This window comes from Deltaproteobacteria bacterium (assembly GCA_016709225.1).
Taxonomy (GTDB): domain Bacteria; phylum Myxococcota_A; class Polyangia; order Nannocystales; family Nannocystaceae; genus Xiheibacterium; species Xiheibacterium phototrophicum.
Genome location: JADJEE010000001.1, coordinates 2,367,276 through 2,387,611 on the forward strand (window position 1 = coordinate 2,367,276; position 20,336 = coordinate 2,387,611).

18 protein-coding genes are annotated in these 20,336 nt (G+C 70.4%); 3 read left to right on the top strand and 15 right to left on the bottom strand.

Annotation, left to right across the window (positions count from 1 at the left end; all coding sequences use genetic code 11):
* Positions 1–3: 3 nt before the first annotated feature.
* The 11 genes from IPH07_09590 to IPH07_09640 all read right to left on the bottom strand — a co-directional run bounded on the left by IPH07_09590 (position 4) and on the right by IPH07_09640 (position 14,767).
* Entirely contained in the window at positions 4–507 is a 504-nt protein-coding gene (locus tag IPH07_09590; protein ID MBK6917640.1) for a prepilin-type N-terminal cleavage/methylation domain-containing protein, read from the bottom strand.
* Positions 508–583: 76 nt separating this feature from the next.
* Positions 584–1,831: a type II secretion system inner membrane protein GspF gene (gene gspF, locus IPH07_09595; protein MBK6917641.1), complete on the bottom strand. Its 1,248-nt coding sequence runs from the start codon at positions 1,829–1,831 to the stop codon at positions 584–586.
* 6 nt (positions 1,832–1,837) lie between these two features.
* On the bottom strand, positions 1,838–3,745 hold the full coding sequence (gene tadA, locus IPH07_09600) for a Flp pilus assembly complex ATPase component TadA (protein ID MBK6917642.1): 1,908 nt from the start codon (positions 3,743–3,745) through the stop codon (positions 1,838–1,840).
* A 39-nt stretch (positions 3,746–3,784) separates the two neighbouring features.
* Positions 3,785–6,331: a type II secretion system secretin GspD gene (gspD, locus tag IPH07_09605; protein MBK6917643.1), complete on the bottom strand. Its 2,547-nt coding sequence runs from the start codon at positions 6,329–6,331 to the stop codon at positions 3,785–3,787.
* Positions 6,328–7,395 carry a hypothetical protein gene (locus IPH07_09610; GenBank protein MBK6917644.1) on the bottom strand — a complete coding sequence of 356 codons (1,068 nt, stop codon included), beginning with the start codon at positions 7,393–7,395 and terminating at the stop codon, positions 6,328–6,330. Before IPH07_09610 ends, gspD begins: the two co-directional genes overlap by 4 nt.
* A 32-nt stretch (positions 7,396–7,427) precedes the next feature.
* The gene (locus IPH07_09615) at positions 7,428–8,870 is read right to left on the bottom strand and encodes a sigma-54-dependent Fis family transcriptional regulator (protein ID MBK6917645.1); all 1,443 of its coding nucleotides are present in this window, start codon (positions 8,868–8,870) and stop codon (positions 7,428–7,430) included.
* Positions 8,871–9,081: 211 nt separating this feature from the next.
* Entirely contained in the window at positions 9,082–10,080 is a 999-nt protein-coding gene (locus IPH07_09620) for a PDZ domain-containing protein (GenBank protein ID MBK6917646.1), read from the bottom strand.
* Positions 10,081–10,278: 198 nt separating this feature from the next.
* Positions 10,279–10,905, bottom strand: coding sequence for a hypothetical protein (locus tag IPH07_09625; GenBank protein MBK6917647.1), 627 nt, complete (start codon positions 10,903–10,905; stop codon positions 10,279–10,281).
* 78 nt (positions 10,906–10,983) lie between these two features.
* Complete coding sequence (locus tag IPH07_09630) at positions 10,984–12,129, bottom strand: hypothetical protein (protein ID MBK6917648.1); 1,146 nt, start codon at positions 12,127–12,129, stop codon at positions 10,984–10,986.
* A 2-nt stretch (positions 12,130–12,131) separates the two neighbouring features.
* The gene (locus IPH07_09635) at positions 12,132–13,067 is read right to left on the bottom strand and encodes an NAD(P)-binding domain-containing protein (GenBank protein MBK6917649.1); all 936 of its coding nucleotides are present in this window, start codon (positions 13,065–13,067) and stop codon (positions 12,132–12,134) included.
* On the bottom strand, positions 13,064–14,767 hold the full coding sequence (locus IPH07_09640; protein ID MBK6917650.1) for a 1-acyl-sn-glycerol-3-phosphate acyltransferase: 1,704 nt from the start codon (positions 14,765–14,767) through the stop codon (positions 13,064–13,066). The genes IPH07_09635 and IPH07_09640 overlap by 4 nt, the downstream gene beginning before the upstream one ends.
* A gap of 74 nt (positions 14,768–14,841) precedes the next feature.
* Here IPH07_09640 and IPH07_09645 point away from each other — a divergent pair, with 74 nt between their 5' ends.
* Positions 14,842–15,792 carry an FAD-binding oxidoreductase gene (locus IPH07_09645; GenBank protein ID MBK6917651.1) on the top strand — a complete coding sequence of 317 codons (951 nt, stop codon included), beginning with the start codon at positions 14,842–14,844 and terminating at the stop codon, positions 15,790–15,792.
* The gene (locus IPH07_09650; protein MBK6917652.1) at positions 15,789–16,412 is read left to right on the top strand and encodes a CPBP family intramembrane metalloprotease; all 624 of its coding nucleotides are present in this window, start codon (positions 15,789–15,791) and stop codon (positions 16,410–16,412) included. Before IPH07_09645 ends, IPH07_09650 begins: the two co-directional genes overlap by 4 nt.
* Before the next feature lie 4 nt (positions 16,413–16,416).
* Here the strand turns inward: IPH07_09650 and IPH07_09655 are convergent, their stop codons facing one another.
* Positions 16,417–17,283, bottom strand: a complete 867-nt coding sequence (locus IPH07_09655; protein MBK6917653.1) for a hypothetical protein — start codon at positions 17,281–17,283, stop codon at positions 16,417–16,419.
* A 98-nt stretch (positions 17,284–17,381) separates the two neighbouring features.
* Positions 17,382–18,299: a serine/threonine protein kinase gene (locus IPH07_09660; protein ID MBK6917654.1), complete on the bottom strand. Its 918-nt coding sequence runs from the start codon at positions 18,297–18,299 to the stop codon at positions 17,382–17,384.
* 184 nt (positions 18,300–18,483) lie between these two features.
* Between IPH07_09660 and IPH07_09665 the strand changes: the two genes are divergently transcribed.
* Complete coding sequence (locus IPH07_09665) at positions 18,484–19,014, top strand: hypothetical protein (GenBank protein MBK6917655.1); 531 nt, start codon at positions 18,484–18,486, stop codon at positions 19,012–19,014.
* Positions 19,015–19,025: 11 nt separating this feature from the next.
* On the opposite strand, the gene IPH07_09670 is transcribed toward IPH07_09665, so the two are convergent.
* Both IPH07_09670 and IPH07_09675 read right to left on the bottom strand, forming a co-directional pair.
* On the bottom strand, positions 19,026–19,643 hold the full coding sequence (locus IPH07_09670; GenBank protein MBK6917656.1) for a gamma carbonic anhydrase family protein: 618 nt from the start codon (positions 19,641–19,643) through the stop codon (positions 19,026–19,028).
* Positions 19,644–19,695: 52 nt separating this feature from the next.
* Complete coding sequence (locus IPH07_09675) at positions 19,696–20,055, bottom strand: hypothetical protein (protein ID MBK6917657.1); 360 nt, start codon at positions 20,053–20,055, stop codon at positions 19,696–19,698.
* Between the last annotated feature and the right edge of the window lie 281 nt (positions 20,056–20,336).

Here is a 20,336-nt window from a genome sequence, read left to right on the forward strand (position 1 = left end):
CGACTACTTGCCCTTGGCGTCCTTGGTGTCGCCCTGGTTGCCGCCGGCCGCGACGTCGCTGCTGATGTCGTCCTCGGTGTTGGCCTGGCCGTCGGGACCGGCCGACACCACCAGGATGCCGCCGCCCTGCTCGCAGCGGATCTCGAACTCGTTGCCCCACGGGTCCTTGGCCTCTCGCGCGGCGAAGCCCGCGGCCTTGAGCTCGGTGACATTCTTGGGGCACTTGCGCTTCTGCAGCTGGTACTGCTCGCTGAGCTGGTGCACCTGCACCGCGTTGTTGCGCGCGTCCTCGAGCTGGGCGTCCTTGTAGCGGTTGAACGCCATCACGCCGACACCGCCGAGGATGAGGCTGATGATCGCGAGCACGACCATGATCTCGATGAGGGTCATGCCCAGCTGGCTGCGCTGCCCGCTGCGACGGCGGCTCCGCCGGCGACGGCGGCGAGCAGCGGGGTTCGGGGCGAGGGTCGCGATGGGCGTCGGGTCGTTGTTGGCCTGGGTGTTCATGGTGGTCTCGGTTGTGACCGCGGGCGCGGTCCGATGGAGCTCCGGCGGCGGAGCGAGAGGTGGTGGGCGACCAAGATCAGGTCTTCCCCGCCATCTCGGTGATCATCATGATGGGCCGCATGATCGAGTAGATCACGAAGCCGACGGCGCCGCCCATGATGACGATGGTGAGGGGTTCGAGCAGCGTGGTGAACTTGTCGATGGCTTGGTTGGTCTCGCGGTCGTAGGCGTCGGCGAGATCGGTCAACATCTGCTCGAGCTGGCCGGAGCGCTCGCCGACCGCGATCATGTGCGTCACCAGCGGTGGGAACTGACGGCTGCGCTTGAGGGCGTTGGCGATGCCCTCGCCCTCGCGGATGTTGTCGCGGGCCTCACCGACGACGCGCTCGAGCACGACGTTGCCCAGCAGTGACTTGACGATGTCGAGTGCCGCGAGCAGCTGCACACCCGACGCGAGCAACGTCGACAGCGTACGAGCGAATCGAGCGATCGCAATCTTGCGCACCAACTCGCCCACCACCGGCAGCCCCAGCAGGATGGTGTCGCCCACCCACTTGCCGGCGCGGCTGGCCCGCCAGCGCCGGAACAGCCAGATGCCACCGACGATCCCGATGAGGATGAGCCACCAGAATCCGGAGATGAAGTCCGACAGCCAGATGAGCAGCTTCGTGTTCCATGGCAGCTCGGCCTGCATGTCGGCGAACATGCCGGTGATCTTCGGCACGATGCTCACCATCAGCACCGTGACGATGCCGGCGCCGAGGATCGCGAGCACGATCGGGTACATCAGCGCCTTGCTGACGCGGCCCTGGATCTCGATCTGCTTCTCGAGGAACTCCGCGAGCCGGAACAACACCGTCTCGAGCGCACCCGAGGCCTCGCCGGCGCGGACCATGTTGATGTAGAGCTGCGGGAACACCTTGGGGTAGCGCGAGAGCGAGTCGGCCAGCGACGAGCCCTCGTTCACGCGCACCGCGACGTCGCTGAGGATGCCCTTGAGGCGCTGGCTCTCGACCTGATCGGTCATGGCCTTCAGCGACTCGGGCAGCGTGACGCCGGCGTGCAGAAGGGTCCCGAGCAGACGCGTGGTCGCGGCGACCATCTTCGGGGTGACGCGGTCGAACAGGCCCGAGAGGTCGACGTTGCGATCGGCGGCGGCGCCGGGCGACGGCGCGACCCCGGGGGCGTTGGTCTCGGTGACCTGGGTGAGGAAGACGCCGTCTCGCTTGAGCGAGGCCTTGAGCACGCCGACGTTCTCGGCCGTCGCGACGCCCTTCACGGCGCGCCCCTTGCTCGTCATCCCCTGGTAGGCGTACGCGGGCATGGAGCGCTAGACCTCCTCCGCGGTCACACGCATGACCTCTTCGATGGTCGTCATGCCGCACAGGATCTTGTGCGCGCCGTCGTCCCGGAGCGTGCGCATGCCGGCCTCGACAGCGGCATGCTTGATCTGGCTGCTGTCGGCGTTGCGGATCGCGAGCCGGCGAATTTCCTCGGTGATCTGCAGCACCTCGTAGACGCCGGTTCGACCGCTGTAGCCGGTGTTGCCGCAGCGCTCGCAGCCCTGGGGGTTGTTCTCGAACAACAGCCCCGGCGGCGGCACGCTGCGCCCCGCGGGCGCGACCAGTGGGATCGGCAGGCCGTCCTCGCCCAGCAGCGGCGCCCTCAAGGCCGGCTCGCCGGCGAAGAAGCGCTCGGGATCGATGCCGACGTCGAGCAGGTCCTGCGCGGCCGGACGCACCGGTCGCGCGCAGCCGGTGCACACGCGCCGCACCAGTCGCTGGGCCTGCAACGCCACCAACGACGACGCGACGAGGAACGGCTGCACGCCCATGTCGACCAGGCGTGTGATGCCGGTGGCGGCGTCGTTCGTGTGGATGGTCGAGAGCACCAAGTGACCGGTGAGCGAGGCCTGGATCGCGATCTCGGCGGTCTCGAGGTCGCGGATCTCGCCGACCATGATGACGTCGGGGTCGTGGCGCAGGAACGAGCGCAGGCCGCCCGCGAAGGTGAGATCGATCTTCGGCTGCACCTGCACCTGGCTGATGCCCTGCAGCTGGTACTCGACGGGGTCCTCGATCGTCAGGATGTTGAGGTCGGGACGATTGATGCGCGCCAGGCACGAGTACAGCGTGGTCGTCTTGCCGGAGCCGGTGGGGCCGGTGACGAGGAAGATGCCGTGCGGGCGGTGGATGACCTCGTCGATGATGCGAAAGTGATCGGGCGCGACGCCGATGGCGTCGAGCGACAGCGCCATCGCGCTCTTGTCGAGCAGACGGATGGTCACGCGCTCGCCGTGGGCGGTCGGCACGGTCGCGACGCGCATGTCGACCTCCTTGCCGGCGATCTTGCGGCGGATGCGGCCGTCCTGCGGCAGTCGCTTCTCGGCGATGTTGAGGCCAGCCATGATCTTCACGCGGGCGATGATGCTGGCGTGGTGGGCCTTGGGTGCGCGCTTGACCTCGTGCAGCACGCCGTCGACCCGGTTGCGCACCGTGATCTCGCGGTCGCCGGGCTCGATGTGGATGTCGGAGGCCTTCTCCTTGCTGGCGTTGAAGATGAGGCCGTTCACGAAGCGGATGATCGGCGCGTCCTCGGCCGAGGCGTGGAGGATGTCCTCGTCCTCCTCGTCGAAGGCCTCTTCCTTCTTCTCGAGGTCGACGTCCTTGGTGCGGCGGGCGTAGACCGCGTTGATGAGCTCGGCCAGCGCCGACGGTGGCATCAACGTGACCAGCACCTCGGCGTCGTAGATCCGTGCGAGGTCGTCGAGGTCGAGCAGGCGCGTGGGGTCGCCCGCGAACACCTGCAGGGTGCCGGCGTCGCGATCGAGCCGATACGGCAGCACGGAGTTGTGCCGCGCGTAGCCGATCGGCAGCCGCTCGACCAGCTCGTCCTGCACGGCATCCACGGCGCTGCGCTCCACACACGGCAGCGCGAACTGCCGGCCGAGCGCGCGACACACGTCGAACTCGCTGACGTGGCGCAGCCGCACCAGGGTCTCACCCACGCGCTCGTCCTCGAGGTGCTGCGCGGTGAGGGCCTCGGCCAACGCCTCGACCGTGCACACGCCCGCCTCGATCAGCAGCTCGCCGATCGGGCGCGCGTCCGGTCGCACGCCCGGCTGCAACAGCGGTCCGAGCGGTGCCGGCGCGGGCGCGAGCGCGCTCGAGATGAGCTCGGCGATCTCGGGTGCGGGTCCCGAGGGCGGCGTGATCGCGGGCTGGGTCTGCGTGGACATGGTCGTGCGGGTCTTGCGAGGGACGTTGCGTCCGCGACGTCAGTTGGGCTTGCGCGGCGGCTGCGTCGGCGTGGTCGGCATCGCCGGGGTCGGGCGGGTCGGCGTGGGCGGCGGGGACGACGGGCTGCCGTTGGTGTCGCCACCGTCGTCGGCCTCCTCCTCGTAGCGCGCCGGCGACAGCCCGATCTCGCCGGTGATCTCGGTGCGCTGCATCTCGAGCTCGGCGGTCGCGCGCGCGGCCTCCTCGTCGAGCATGCGGTTGGCCTCGGCGTTGACCGACGCCAGCAAACCGGCCTTCTTGCGATAGTTGATGTTGGTGCTGAGGTCGCGGCGCTTGAACGCGGTGTAGCGCTCGAGGAACTCGAGGCGCTCGTCCATGCGGCGCTTGTGGATCCGCCGCGCGTCGTCCGGCGTCTCGAGGATGTGCGGCACGAGGATCATCAACAGGTTGACCTTCGTGCGCTGCTTTCGCTTGCTCTTGAACAGCCAGCCGAGCAGCGGCACCTGACCGAGACCGGGCACCTGCGACACGCTCTCGCGCTCGACCTCCTGCACCAAGCCACCCAGCACCACCGGCTGGTCGTCGCGCGCGACGACCTTCTCGAGCTTGAGTCGACGCTTGGTGGTGGTCACGCCGAGCGTCGGGCTGACGTCGGCGATCTCGTTGTTCTCCATCTCGATGTCGAGCGTGACGGTCTTGCCGTCGTTGACGTGCGGCGTGACCTTCACCGACAGCGACACGTCCTGGCGCTGGATCGACTGGAACGGCACCAGACCGCCGCCGGGGCCACCACCACCGGGGTTGAAGCTGACCGCACCGGGGGTCGGCACGTTGCGCCCGACCTCGATGCTCGCCTCCTGGTTGTCGGCCGTGTAGAGGTGCGGCTCGGCGACGAAGTTCACGTCGCTGTCGGTCTGCAGCGCCTGGATGATGACGCCGAACGCGGGGATGTCCTGCCCGAGGCCGGTGAGCGCGCCCGAGCCGGGGATCTGGGGGCCCAGCACGCCGGCCGCGAGGCCCGGCAGGATGCCCGAGTTCAACACCAGCGAGTTGGCCTTGGCCGACGGCGCGTTGGCGACGAAGCCGACGCCCTGACCGGAGGTGCCCGCGGCGTCGACGTTGAAGCCAGCACCGAAGTGCGCGCCCACGCCGGCCTCGATGACCTTGTCGATGTTGAGCTCGAGCAGGTAGACCTCGAGGTAGACCTGCTTGCGTTCGGCATCGAGTGCGTCGATCACCTCGCGCAGCGCTTCGTAGTCGGCCTGCGAGGCGAGGATCACCAGCGAACGCGTCGCCGGATCCGCGGTCACGCGGATGTCACCCGAGAAGGTCTCGCCGGGCTGAGCACCCGCCGGCGTCTGCGGCTGTTGGTTCTGCTGGTTCTGCTGGCCCTGTCGACCGCCCTGCGCACCCGCGCCGCGGCCGCGCTGCTGCGCACCCGAGCCCAGCTGCGTGAGCACGTTCGCGACCTCCTCGGGGTCGGCGTTGCGCAGCTTGACCACGTGGATGCGGCCGGTGCCCCCCGAGAGCGGCACGTCGAGCTGCTCGATGAGCTTGCGGATGACGTGGTAGTCCTGCTCCTGCGAGACAATGATGAGCGTGCCGGTGCGCTCGTCGACGATCACGCGCGAGAACCCGAGGTCCGTGCTCGAGGTCGTGCTCGCTGCGCTCGAGCTCGAGCGGCCCTTGGCGCTCGACGGCTTGGCAGCGGTGCTGCCCTTGGCGGTGCCGCCCTTCTCGCCGAAGATCTCGCGGATGGTCTCCGCGATCGCCTCCGGGTCGGCGTAGCGCAGCTGGAAGAAGAAGATCTTCTCGGCCGAGACCTTGGGGTCGTCGAGCTGCTGCACGATCTTCAGCAGACGACGGACGCTGGCACCGGTGTCGGTGATGATGACGAGCTCGCCGATCTGATCGACGCTGCCCTGCTTGGTCTTGAGCTTGTCGAGCAGCGTCACGATGTCGCCGGCGTTGCCGCTGGTCACCCGGTACAGCTGCGTCACGTAGCGATCGTTGTCGGGCGCCCGGCCGCCGGGCCCGTACACCGGCAGGGTCTTGCCCTTGGCGTCGGCGGTCTCGACGATCTTGAAGTACTGCCCCGAGGGCTCGACGGTGAGCCCCATCGTCTGCAACGCCGCGTAGAAGGCCGCGTAGGCCTCCTCGACGGTGACCGCCTCGGGCGAGAGGATCGTGACCTTGCCGCCACGGACCTTGGGGTCCCAGATGAACTTCTGGCAGCTGACGCTCATCATCCAGTTGACGAGATCGTCGAGCTCGGCCTCCTTGGGCAGCGTGATGCGGAACTTGGCCCCGCGCGGCTGCTTGCGGCAGATGTTGTGACCCGCCGGGCCGCCGCCGCCCTCGTCACCCGAGAGCTCGCCGCCGCCGTCGTCTTCCGCGGCCGGGCGCGCGGTGCCGCCACCACGGCCACCGGCGGTGTCCTTGGGATCCGCCGCCGGCTTGGCCGAGGACGGCGCCCGCGGGGCTCCGGTGCCACGCGTCGGCGCAGCGGCGGGTGCGGCCCATGCCAGCTGCGGCAGGCACAGCCCCATCGTGGTCGCCAACGCGACGATCGAGCGAGCGCTCATTGGATCTGGATCTCCTTGTTCATGGTCTTGCCCTTGCGCTCGATCGTGACCTGGAGGTTCGATGCGCGACGCAGCTTGGTGTAGAGGCCCATCGCCTGGTCGATGCCGGTGAGGTCCTCACCGTTGACCGCGACGAGCTTGTCGCCGTTCTTGAGCCCGAGCAGCTTGGGGAGGCTGCCCTTGCGGATGCCGTAGAACTTGAACCCGACCTCACCCTCCTTGGCGGGGACGATGCGGGCCTGCTTCGCGAGCTGCATGGGGTTCGCCAGCAGCTGCTCGACGAACGCCTTCTCGACGATGCAGAGGTTCTCGTTGGGACAGTTGATCGAGTCCTCGGCGCCGGGGATGGACCGCTCGTCCTTCTTCTCCTCGTCGGGCTTGGCCTCGTCCTTGGTCTCGGTCGCGGGCTTCACCGCCGGCTCGGGGATCACACCCCCGAGCTCGATGTACTCGAGCGCCGCGTTGTTGCGCAGGTGCAGCATGCCCTGCTCGACCGCGGTGACGACGACCCCGGGCCGGATCACATCGTCGACGCCGAACAAGCCCACGGAGCCCTTCTCGGCGTCGTACACGGTCGCCAGCGACAGCTCGGGATCGGTCGACTCCATCGTCGCCTGCAGACGCAGCGGCAGGCTGCTCTTGACCTCGCCGGGCTTCACCACCGGGCCGATGGGGCGTCCGTCGGCGTCGAAGCGCGGACCCGCGTTGGGATCCGCTGGGCTGCCGGGCTCGGGCTCGGGCGGCAGGCACGTCGGGCAGAAGACGTTGTACTTGCGGACCTGCTCGGCCGCGCGATCCTTGCTGGCCTTCGACGAGCCGATCTTCGCAGCGCCGCCGGCCGGAGCCATGCCGGGCAGCGCACGCTTGCCGTCCAGCTCGGCGAGTTCTTCGTCCTCGCCGTCCTCACCGTCGGTGTCACCCTCGCCCTTGGCCTCGTCGGCCTTGTTCACCAGCAACACCGAGCTGCCGATGCCGTTGGCAACCGCACTGGCGGCCAGCCCGGCCGCGGCACCGATGCCGAGCAGCTTCACGATCCAGAAGTGGCGTTTGAAGAGCGCTTCCATGGAGGACCTCGTTTGCCGCGGCCGCGGCCAGCTCAGTGCAGGACCTCGTCGGAGTCGCCTTCGTCGACCACCGCCGCGGCGGCTGGGCTCGCGGCGCGGCGCTCGGCGGGCGGCTCGGCGCCGACCGACACGAAGCCCGACTCGAGCTTGCGGTAGATGGTGCGGGTCGCGATGCCGAGCAGGTCGGCGGCCAGCCGCTTGTCACCGCGGGTGAACTTGAGCGTCTCGAGGATCATGCGGCGCTCGATCTCCTCGATGCGCGTGCCGACCGAGAATGTGATCTGGCGGCCGTTGGGCGCCGCGGGGTCGCGCAGCTCGGGCGGCAGGTCCTCGACGCCGATGCGGGTGCCCTTGCACAGCACGACCGCGCGCTCGACCGCGTTCTCGAGCTCGCGCACGTTGCCTGGCCAGCCGTAGTTCCCCATGGTGTGGAGCGCCTCGTCGGCGAACTGTGCCACGGCTTTGCCGTGCTTGGCGGCGTACACCCGCAGGAAGTGCTCGGCCAACAGCGGCACGTCCTCGATGCGGTCGCGCAGCGGCGGGATGCGGATCGGGATCACGTTGATGCGGTAGAAGAGATCCTCGCGGAAGCCGCCGGTCTTGACCTCCTCGACCAGGTCGCGGTTGGTCGCGCAGACCAGGCGGAAGTCGACCTTGAGGGTCCGACCACCGACCGGCTCGACCTCGCCCTCCTGCAGGGCGCGCAACAGCTTGACCTGCACCGGCGCGGTGATCTCGGCGATCTCGTCGAGGAACAGCGTGCCGGTGTGGGCCTCCGCGAAGCGGCCCTCGCGGCTGCGCACGGCCCCGGTGAACGCGCCCTTCTCGTGGCCGAACAGCTCCGACTCGAGGATCGACTCCGGCAGTGCCGCGCAATTGACGGGGATGAACGCGCGCGAGGCCCGGGGGCTGTGGGCGTGGATGTAGCGCGCCAGCAGCTCCTTGCCGGTGCCGCTCTCGCCCAGCAGCAGCACGGTCGCGGTCGAGTTCGCGGCCTGCCGCGCGACCTCGAGGGTCGCGCGCATCACCTGGCTGTTGCCGACGATTTCGCGGTACGTCGCCGCGGCCAGCTGCGCGCGCAGCTTGCTGTTCTCGGCCACCAGCGCGACCTTATCGAGCGCCTTGCGCACCGCCGCCACCACCTGCGCGCGCTTGAGCGGCTTGGCGATGAAGTCGTAGGCGCCGCGCTTCATCGCATCGACCGCCGCCTCGACGGTGCCGTACGCGGTCATGAGGATGACCTCGACCTCGGGTACGATCGCCTTCGCCGCCTTCAGCAGATCATCGCCGCCCATGCCGGGCATCCGCAGGTCGGTGACCATCACGTCGACCCGTTGTCGGCGGAGCACCTCGAGCGCCTCGTGGCCGTTGCCCGCGGTGACCACGTGGAGCTGCTCCTTCTCGAGCACCGCCCGCAGGGCGTCGACGATGCTGGCTTCGTCGTCGACCACGAGGACCGTCGCGGTGGGCTGCATGGGCGTGACAGGGTGCATGGTGGGTCTCCGCTGAGCAAGCCCGACGCCGAGCGCCGGGACGTTGTGATTCCAGCAACTTGAGTTCGACCGCCGGGGGGGCCTGCCGCCGATTTGTCCGGCTGTCCAGGGGTCGCAGACATTCTGTCACAGCAGGGACGAGCCGGCACGAGCCGGGCCCGGCGCGGCGTGGGCGTCGGGGCTCCGGGCTGCGCTAGCGGATCTCGACGTGCTTCTCGAGGCTGGCGCCCTTGCGCTCGATCGTCACCGACAGGTTCGAGGCGCGACGCAGCTTCGTGACCAGTCCGATCGCGTCGTCGAGGCCGCCCAAGGCCTCGCCGTTGACGGCCAGCAACACGTCGCCGTTCTTGAGGCCGAGCTTGCTCGCGAGGCTGTTCTTGCGCACGCCCGCGACCTTGAAGCCACCCTCGGGTGCCGGCATCAGCCGCGGCGCCTGTGCGGCGAACTTCGCCGGGTTGGCGAGGATCTCCTCGACGAACGCCCGCTCGACCACGCACTCGCGATCGCTCGCGCACTGGATCGCGTCGAGCGATGGATCGCCGCCGTCCTTGGGCTTGTCCGCCGGCTTGGCCGCGGCCTGCTCGGTCGGCTTCGCAGCCGCAGGCTCCGGCGCGACACCGAGTTCGATCAGCTCGAGCCCGACGTCGCGACGGATGTGCACGCGCCCGCCCTCGACCGCGGTCACGACGACACCCGCACGAATCTCGTCACCGACGCCGTAGACCCCGACCACGCCGCGCTCGACGTCGTAGATCGTCGCCAACGAGGCCGACGGTGACTCCGCCTCCATCGTCGCCGACAGTCGCAGCGGCAGCTTGGTCGGCACGGTCGCGAGCCCTCCGGATGCGGGGCCGCCCTGCGCGAGCAGCTCGGGACCGGCGGGCGTGCTCGGCACGCACGTGGGGCAGAACGGGTTGTAGCCACCCAGCGTGCTGGCGGCGGCCTGCCGCGAGCGATCACGGGTGAGACCGGCGCGCGGCTTGGGTTGCGCAGCGGCAGCGATGGCGGGCTCGTCGTCGATCTCCTCGTCCTCGCTGCCGGCCTCGTCGCCGGCGGCGGGCAACAGCGCCGCGGTGCCGTCGACGATCGCGAGCGCGAGCGCGTTGCTGGCGGCGCTGCCGGCGAACGCGGAGACCATCGCGACACCCAGGAAACGAATGACCCAGAAGCGGCGGTGCAGCAGCGCGTGCATGCCCGACGAAGGGAGCAAGCGCCCCGCCACCGGCGAACCCGGCCGCTTCGGCCCACTTGCGCCGCGCCGGCGTCACCGGTGGCGTGACGCTTTGTCAGTGGCCCACGTGTGGGCCGCGACGGCGCGTCAGCCCGGGCGACGCCGGCGTGCCGCGACGGCGGTCGCCGGCCGCGGCACACCGACATCCACGCATGGACCTCAGCGCTTGGTGCCGGTCAGCTCGTAGCTGAAGGTGTTCGCGACGCTGCCGGCGTCGAGGTGCACCGACACGAGGTGGCCGCGCACGCCCGACAGCGAGCGGCTGAAGACCTTGCCGACGTTGTCCTTGCCGTTCTCGATGTCGAACTCGGCGAGCTTGGTCTTCTTGCCGTGGTTGTCCTTGCAGATCGTCACGTGGGTCTTGGCCTTGCCGTCGGTCTTCTTGATCTTGATGTCGAGGCCATCCTTCTCGAGCGGCGCGCTGGTGATGAACATGCGACCGCCGGTCGAGACCAGCGTGCCCTTGTTGACCCCGCCGAGCTTGAATTCACGGGGCCCGATCTTCGCCCAGCCGTCGCCCGCCATCTTGTTCCAGAAGGCGATCATCTGCGTCGCGACCTTCGCGGTCTTGTCGGCGGCATCGAGGCACATGTTCGGCGGCACGACGCCCTCGCTCGCGACCGCCACGATGGCACAGCCGAGCTTCTTCACGACCTCGTCGTGCTCGGCCCACACGTCGGCCATGATCTTGGTGCCGGAGTCGCAGCTGCCGGCGTGGGCGGTCTGCGCGGACGAAGCGATGAGACAGGCCGCGAGCGCGGCGATGGAGGTTTGCAGGATCTTCACGGTCGGACTCCTTGGTGCGAGCGGGCCACTTCGTCGGCGCCGCTTCGCCTCCGTTGGAGTTCCGATCGCGACCGCGGATCACTGCCGCCGCACGATGCCGAGCCGCGCGAGCATGCGCCCCAGCTCGCGCAGGTACTGCCCGCGGTAGACCTGCAGGATGTGGCCGCCCGCGAAGCGCACGCGATGGGGTCGGTCCCAGTGCTGCCACAGCGGCTCGACGTGATGCTCGCCGACCAAGCCGTCACCCACCGCCGACACGATCATGCGCCCCTGCCACGGCACCTTGGGTCGATACCGCAGCGGCGAATGCAGCGCCCACGCGTCGCGGAAGCGCTCCTGCGTCATGCCCATCGCCTCGGCGTGGCGTCGCACCGGATCGTCGGCGCCGTGCTCCCAGAACAGATCGGCGAGCGACGATGGCGGCAGGATCGGCGCCGCGAAGTCGAGTCGATCGTCGATCGAGGCCAGTAGCGCGGTGGTGTAGCCACCCAGGCTCGAGCCCATCATCCCCACCGGCGCGGCCGCGTGCGCACGCACCTGACCGATGATGGTGCGCAGCTCGATCGCGGTCTGCACGAAGGCCTCGTTGGTACGCATGAGGTTCGGGGAGGGGTGCAGCTCGCCCGAGAAGCGCGCGCGCGACGGCTTTCGCAGCCAGTGGAACGGCGCGACGAAGTAGTAGACATCGAGCCCCAGCTCCCGAAACAGCCACGGGATGCCGAACTCGAGCTCGTGCACCGCCTTGGTACCCAGGCCCCAGCCGTGGTTGATGATGATCGACGCCGCAGGCGGACGGTCGTGTTGCCACGCGAACACGTGGACCTGGTCGAGTCGGTCGTAGCGGCGATACTCGGCGGCGTAGAGCGCGTGCACCGGCTGGTACGGCGTGACGAACGAGAGGTGGGCATGCGATCCGCCGCGGACGCGACGGCGCCAGTGCTCGTGCAGCGGCGGCAGCTCGGCTGGCGGTGCCAGCAGGCGATCGGGATCGGCGAGCACCGCGGGGTCGGTGTAGCAGCGCAGCATCGCGAGGCTGCGATCGAGCTCGTCCGCGGTCATGAACGGCATGCCGCGACGCACGAACAACGCCCGCAGCGCGCGTCGAACCACGCCGTCGACGTGGCGCCCCGCCCAGCTCGCGAGCCGCTCCCGACGCCCGAAGCGACGCACGGCCGCCCGCGGCTCGGGTCGTTCGATGGCTCCGCCGCCGTCCGCCTCGGCCACCGTCACTCGCCCCGGGTCGGGCGGCTCATCAGCTGCGAGAGCACGGTCGCCCCGGATGCCTCGCCCGACAGCAGCGCGGCCATGCCAGCGGCGATCGGCGCCTCGAGATCACGTCGCTTCGCGAACGCGGTGACCTGCGCCGCGATCGTGGCGCCTTCGACGAAGGCACCGGCCTTCGCGGCCGCCTCGCCCAGCGGCACGCCCTCGGCGAGCACGCGCCCGAACGCCGACTCCGGCCGGCCATCGCCCGCCACCGCGGCCAGCAGATCGCCGAATCCCGCCAGCCCGGAGAACGTACGCTCGACCGCGCCGCAGGCGAGGCCGACCCGCGCGGCCTCGGCCATGCCGCGCGTCGCGAGGATCGCCGTGGTCGCGGGCCCGAAGCCGCGGCCCTGCGCGTAGCCGATCGCCAGCGCGAACAGGCCGACCATCGCCGACGCGACCTCGACGCCGACGACGTCCTGGGTGCCGTAGATGCGCAGGGTCGGACCACCGATCGCATCGCGCACCGCCTCGACGACCTCGGGGAACAGCGAGCCCACGACCCCGCCGCCGGGCTCGCCCTGCGCCAGCGCGCGCGCCACCAGCGGGCCCGCCAGCACGCCGACGCGGCGCACCGGCGTGACCGCGCGCAGCAGCTGGGTCAGCGGCATCAGCTCGTCGCCCAAGAGCCCCCGGCTGACGTGCACGAGCAGGTGCGCGCCGTCGAGGTGATGGCCGAGCTCGCGCGCGAGGCCCTCGACGTGGATCGAGGGCGCCGCGACGAAGACCAGCTCGGCCTGGGCCAGGTCGGCGAGCTGCGTGGTCGCCTGTACGCCGTCGGGCAGCGCCTCACGCGAGCTGCGACTCCACAGGATGACACTGCGGCCCGCGCGGGCCGCCTGGATCGCGAGCGCGCGGCCGAAGCCGCCGCCTCCGAGCACCGCCACGCGAGTCATGCCCGCACCTCCGTCACCGCGATGTCGCGCGCCGCGTTGCGGTCGGCGTCGTTCGGACCCGCGAGGTCCATCGCGAAGTTGCGCACGCGATTGGAGTAGTAGAGCAGCAGGTTCGGATCCTCGGCGAGGATCGAGCCGCTCGAGGTCCGCGCAACCGGCCGCAGGTGGTAGCCGTCCCAGGTCGCCAGACAGCGCTCGATGATGCGCTCGGGGTGCTCGCGTCGCAGCAGCGCGTCGACATGCACGCGACCGGCCTGCTCGAGCCCGAGCAGGGCGTCGCGCGCGGTGCCGACCTCGTGGGCCAGCTCGTCGATCGGGATCGCGATGTCGCCGCGGTGGCGCAGCCGCGAGAACAGATCGAGCCCCGGCGTGGCCCGCACCATGCGGCGGAAGATGACGTGCGCCAGCAGCTGCGTCGGCATGACCACGGTCTCGCGCTCGTACTGCTGCGCGATCGACTCGCCGAGTTCGCGGGTGTAGGCGGCGTCGCGGGCGTGGTCGACCACGGGCTGCCCCCGCCGGGTCACGTAGCTGGCGGCGTCCACCACTCGCCCGTCGGGCGCCAGCGAGCGGCCTTCGTCGTCGACATGGTTGCCGAACGGATCGATGGGCTCTCCGAAGCGGATGATGCAGGCGCTCTCGAGCGCGCGGAAGCGGCTGAAGAAGGAGATCCAGCGCTCGACCCGCGAGAACTCGTCGTCCTCGATGATGTAGCGGTGACGACCTGCCTCCTTGAGGTGGTCGTCGATGAGCGTCTCGGCCTCGAGCACGAGGGCGTAGTTGATGGTCGCGGGCACGAAGTAGACCGGGCGCTTGATACCGCGGGCATAGTTGCGGCTGAAGGCCTCGACGCCGCTACCGGCGAGCCCCAGCTTGAGCCGGCGCTCGATCGCGCCCGAGCGCGATCGCGTGCCGCCGGGGAAGAACAGCGAGTGGTAGCCGCGCTCGATCATCACGCTCGAGTAGCTCTTCAGCACGTCCTTGTAGAGCGCGGCCTTGATGCGTCGGTCGACGCGGTAGGCCCCGAGGTTGTGCATGAAGAACGACACCAGCGGGTTCGAGAACAGGTTCTTGCCGGCACCGTACACCACCGGCGAGAGGTTCTCGCGCAGCAGCACCCACGCCACCGCGATCGAGTCGAGGTTGGAGGCGTGGGTCGGGACCAGCACCATCGTGCCCTTGCGTTGCAGCGCCCGCAGCTTGTCGAGCGGCCCCTGGGCCGAGACCAGCTCGTCGAGGCGCGCGCCCGAGTCGAACAGTGACTTCATCATCGCCGAGGGGTTCATCACCCCGGTCAGCAGCGACGGCACCGCCTTGGCGGCGAACTTGTAGACCCGCGGGTCGAAGTTGCCGGCGACGTCGTAGGCCATCTTCGTGGCGCACTCGCGCAGGGTCTCGTGGCGCCCCTCGGACGACATCCGGCTCAGCCGCCGCACGATCCCTCGCCAGTACTCGAGTCGTCCCTTGGCGCCCTCGTCGGTGCGGGCCTCGTGCCGGCGGATCTCGTTGTACGCGGCGTCGTTGAGGCACAGCTCGATGTCTTCGTCGCTCTGGTAGCGCTCCATGATGCGGCGCACGACCTCGCTCACGATGTCGTCGCGCTCGCTGTTGAACCAGAAGATCTTCGGGTCCGAGGGCGCAGGGACGTAGGTGCGCAGCCGCGGCAGGCGCAACGGCTTGGTCGGCAGCAGTTTGATCACGCGCGCGCAGGATACCGAAAAGCCACGCGCAGCCGCTACCCGAGCGACCCGTCGGCGGTGCTAGTCTGTCGGGCGTGGACGTGCTGGTCGTCGGTGGCGGCGTGTCGGGACTCACCTGTGCCCTGCGGCTGCGCGAGCACGGGCTGGCGGTCGCGCTGTGGGCCCGCGAGCTGCCGCCGCGCACGACCTCCAACGTCGCGGCGGCGTTCTGGTACCCCTACAAGGCCGAGCCGCCGTCGCGCGTGCTGGGCTGGGCCGCCACCAGCCACCGCCGCTTCGTGGCGCTCGCGGGCGAGCACGGCACTGGCATCCGCGTGCGGCCGGCGATCGAGATCCTGCGCGAACGTCGAGCGCGGCCGTGGTGGGCCGATGCGTTGCCGGCGTTGCGCGACGCCGCCCCCCACGAGCTACCGCCCGGAGCCGCCTTCGGCTGGGCCTTCGAGGCTCCGGTGATCGACACCCGCGTGTATCTGCCGTGGCTGCTCGCGCGGCTCGAGCACGCCGGCGTCGGCGTCGAGCAACGCGTGCTCACCCGCCTCGACGACGCGCCAGCGGGCATCGTGGTCAACTGCGCAGGGCTCGGCGCGCGGGAGCTGTGTGGCGATACCGGGCTCTATCCGATCCGCGGGCAGCTCGTGCACGTGCGCGACCCCGGGGTCGACGCGATCGTGATCGACGAGGACGACCCCCGCGGCATGAGCTACGTGGTCCCGCGCGGCGACGACTGCGTGCTGGGTGGCAGCGCCGACGAGGGCGACGAGGACCTGCGCGCACGACCCGAGCTCGCCGACGCGATCATTGCGCGCTGCCAGGCGCTGGTGCCCGCCCTCGCGGGCGCGACACGACTCGCCGACGTGGTCGGACTCCGGCCGGGGCGCGCGAGCGTGCGGCTCGAGGCGGAGCGCCGCGAGGGTCGGACGATCGTGCACGACTACGGCCACGGTGGCGCCGGTGTCACGCTGTCGTGGGGTTGCGCCGAAGAGGTTGCTGCCCTGGTGCTGCAGGCCCGCGCCGGCCCGCCATGACCGAGGCCGGCCCACCGCGGGCGACCACCGGCGCGTGGCTGTGGCTCGCCGGCGTGATGGTCGCGATGATCGCCCTGCCCGCATGGGTGCCCTCGGTGTGGCTGCGCATGGCGGCGATCGAGGGCGTGGCCGCCGTGCTCGCGCTGCGCTGGCTGCCGCTGCCCTGGCGTGCGCTGCTGCGACCACCGCCGCGCGAGCTGCTGCTGGGATTGCTCGGCGCCCTCGTGCTGTGGGTGCTCGGCAAGGCCGCGACCGTGATGCTGCGCGGCACCGATCTGTTGGCGCAGACGCAGTCGATCTACGCGTGGACCGAGCAGCTCCCCATGCCGGCGGTGGTGGTGCTGCTGCCCTTCATCACCATCGCCGAGGACATCGTGTGGCGCGGCGGCGCGACCTGGCTGCTCGCACAGCGCATGCCGTGGTGGTCGGCCGCACCCACCGCGGGCCTGTTGTTCGCGCTCGCCCACCTCGGCTCGGGGCCTGCGGTGCTGCTGCTGGCCGCGTTCGCCTGCGGCACGCTGTGGAGTGCGCTCGCGCTGCGCCGCGGTGGCCTCGCAGCCGTGTTCACCATGCACCTCGCGTGGGACGTGCTGGTGCTGTTCGTCGCACGCTACGAGTGAGCCGTCACTCGGGGAGCGCGCACACGCCGACGTCCTCCCAGGCGGGATCGGGGGCCATCCAGTCGATGCAGCGGAGGTTGGGATCGAGCGCCATGCAGCCCGCGTCGCCCTCCGACAAGCTGCAGTACGACGTGCAGCACGACGTGAAGCTGCACGACGGCAGCCGGTCGGCCACCACGCACACCAGGCCTGCGTCACACTGATTGGCGAGCGCGCACGGATCGCCGTACGCGTAGGGCTCGTCGGGCGGGGGCGCCACGCAGATGAACCCGCTCTGACCGGCCTGGGTCGGCGAGTCCGGGATGCAGACCCAGCCCGGCACGCTGCAGTCCTGCACCAACGGATCACACTGTTCCATGCACAGCGGCACGGTCGGCACGTCGTTGAGCAGCTCGAAGAAGGTCTTGCAGGTCTCGTCCGGCGGACAGTCGTTGCCGCCGGGCTGACAGTACAGGCGGCACTGACCGGTCAGGCCCTCCTGGTCGTCGAGCACACAGGTCGCGCCGCGCTCACAGCTGTCGAGGCAGCTGCCGTTGTACTCCTGCATCGTGCACGGCTCGCCGGCGAGATCGGGATCGTCCGCGGCCGCGCAGCAGCGGATCGAGTCGGGGATCTGGTCGTCCTCGAGCGACCACGGCGCGCACTTCTGATCGGGCCCACACTCGTCGGCCCACAGCACGCACTCGCCCTCCGGTGGATCGGCGGTGGTGCTGCTCGAGTCCGCCGCGGTCGCGTCGCTGCCGGCGGTGGTCGAGGTGCTCGTGCCACCGCTGCCACCGGTGCTGGTGGTCGAGCCGTCGCCGCTGGTCGCGTTGCCGTCGCCGGAGCCGCCCCCACCACAGCCGCCGAGCAGCACAGCAGTCGCGAGCACGATCGGATTCAGGGCAAGCCAGCGCAGCACAGACGCCAGGTTAGCAGGGCCGTGGCGAAGCGGCCAAGCTCGGCCGTCCCCGCTGCGGTGGGCTCGCGTCACGGATCGAGCAGGCGACGCATCGCGTGTCGCATCGCGCGGGCGTCCTGGAACCGCCGTGCAGGATCCTTCGCACAGGCCTTGGCGAAGAACGCGTCGATGGCATCGACCTGGCGCGGCGGGCCCGGCGGCAGCACCGACGAGGGTGGCTCCGGATCACGCTCGATCTGCATGCGCAGCAGCGACTCGACCGGCTCGTCGAGTCGATCCTGGAACGGATGCCGTCCGGTCAGCGACTCGTAGAACGACATGCCTAGCGCGTAGAGGTCGACACGGTGGTCGAAGCGCGCGCGGTAGGCCGTCTGCTCGGGCGCCATGTAGAGCGGATCGCCGGCGATCTGCTCGGTCGGCTCGTCGGTCTCGAGGTTCCGCGAGACCCCGAAGTCGATCAGCTTCACGATCACGATGCGCCGATCGATGCTGTCGCGGGTGATGAAGATGTTGTCGGGCTTGATGTCGCAGTGGACGATCTGCCGCGTGTGGATGTAGTCGAGCGCCTCCAACGTCTGGCAGAACATGTCCACCACCAGCGGCAGCGGCATCAGACGGCCGCGCTCGATCACGCGGCCGAGATCGCGGCCCCGCAGGTACTCCATGGTCATCCACTCGAGCGCGGTGCCGGGCACGACACCGACGTCGAGCACGCGCGGCAGGTTGGGATGGGAGAAATTGGCCGCGAGCACGGCTTCGCGACGGAAGCGTCGTCGCACGTAGTCCGGCATCTCGGGCTTGAGGAGCTTGAGCGCGACGTAGCGATCCATCGAGGCGTCGTAGGCGCGATAGATGCGCCCCATGCCGCCCTCGGCCACGCACTCGACCACGTCGTAGTGCTTCTGATGGGACAGCTGCATGCCCGCGTGCAGCTCGCCCACCGCCGGCATCGGCGTCACGGCACGCACCGGTGCAGGGCCGGCCATCGGCGCGACCCCGGGCACCGTCACCCGGCGAGCCCAACGTTCCGGACGCTCGGAGTCCACCATGGCGATGGTGGCAAACCTGCGACGCGCTCGCCAGCGCAGGCCGAGGGGTGTGGGCAGATCGATGGCGCGGCGCAGCCGCGAATGCCGGTGCGAGGTGTGCTCTGGTAGGCTCGTCGGCGTCATGGTCCGATCGCCTCGGGATGCGCGCGGGTGCGCGACGTGGTTCGCCCTCGCGCCGTTGCTCGCGGCGGTCGCTTGTCAGCGCGTCGACGCCCTGCCGACCGAGGCCAGCGACGCCGGCAACGACTCCCAGGTCCCGCTGGGCACGTCCAGCACCGGCGAGGTGGGCACCACCTACGACGGGCCGGTTCCCTGCGAGCGCAGCGAAGACTGTGCGGGGGGGTTCTGCGTGGCGCCCTACGACGGCGGCGGTGTCGGCATGGGCGCGGCGTCGTGCGTGCCCGAGTGCGTCCCCGTCGACGCGCTCGATCGCTGGTGCATCGACGACACGTCGTGCTGTGCATCCCTGCAGTGCAATCCCGTCGACGGCCTGTGCCGAGCTTCGGCCGGCACCGACGGCACCGCGACCGACTGGGGCACGACCTCGCTCGGCGACAGCGGCAGCGGCAGCGACAGCGGCAGCGACAGCGGCAGCAGCAGCGACTCGGGCGCGACGGCGGGCACCGGGGGCAGCGCATCCACTGGCGCGTGACGCCGGGCGGCTCAGCCGACGCGGTGGTTGTGGGCCAAGCGCACGTACTTCATGGCCAGCGCGCGGTGGAAGCCCTCGGTGGTGGCGTCGAGCGTGCGCACGACCTTGCCGGGGGTCCCGAGCACGAGGCTGTGCGGGGGGATCTCGGCGCCGGCCGTGACGACCGCGCCTGCCCCGATCACGCAGCCCTCGCCGACGCGCGCCCCGTCGAGGACCACCGCGCCGATGCCGACCAACGTGCCGCCGCCGATGCGGCAGCCGTGCAGCACTGCCCGGTGGCCGACCACGACCTCCGGCTCGACGAGGGTGGCGTCGGCATCGCCGACATGCACGACGACCCCGTCCTGCAGGTTACTGCGCTCGGCGATGCTGATGCGGTTGACGTCACCCCGCAGCACGCAGCCGAACCACACGCTGGCGTCGTCGCCGAGCTCCACGTCCCCGACCAGCGCCGCACCGGCTGCGAGGTAGACGCGGTCGCCGACCCGCGGGATGCGGTCCACGTAGCGCTCGAGCAGTGCGCGCGGGAAGCGTTGCCGCAGCGCGTCGAGCCGCGCCTCGAGCAGCGGGAGCTCCGGCGGCGGACCATCGACGCGGGTGATCGAATCGACGACGGTGCGACTGGCCATGTCCACTCGCATGCTCGACCACGCCGGCCCGCGCTGGCAAGCGCACGGCTTGTCAGAGTCGCCATCGTCGCGCTATGGGTGCCCCGATGACGACGCGACGGACCCCTGCCCGATCCCCGGCGAAGGCCGCGACGACCCCGCCGGTCGCGAAGGCGAAGCCCGCCGCGAAGGCAAAGCCAGTCGCGAAGGCGAAGCCCGTCGCGAAGGCAAAGCCCGTCGCGAAGGCGAAGCCGGTCGCGAAGGCAAAGCCGGTCGCGAAGGCAAAGCCGGTCGCGAAGGCAAAGCCGGTCGCGAAGGCAAAGCCCGTCGCGACGGCAAAGCCCGTCGCGAAGGCAAAGCCGGTCGCGAAGGCAAAGCCGGTCGCGAAGGGAAAGCCGGTCGCGAAGGCCACGCAGGCGACGGCGGCGGGCACCCCGGCGCGCAAGGTCGTCGGGCGCCGCGCGGCGCTGCCGGGCCTCGAGCGGCTGAGCGCCAGCGAGGTGCTTGCGCGCATCTCGTTGTTCTCGCGCAGCGAGGAGGACCTCGGCGACGAACTGCCACGGCTGGTCGCGCGGCTCGAAGAGGTGGTCGAGCGCAGCCTGATGCCGGCGATGTTCGGCGTGCTCGACGACGACGACCCCCACGGCGCGCTGTGGAGCGTGTTCTACCTGCTCGAGGGTCTCGACGACGACTACCTCGACGGGCTGCTCGACG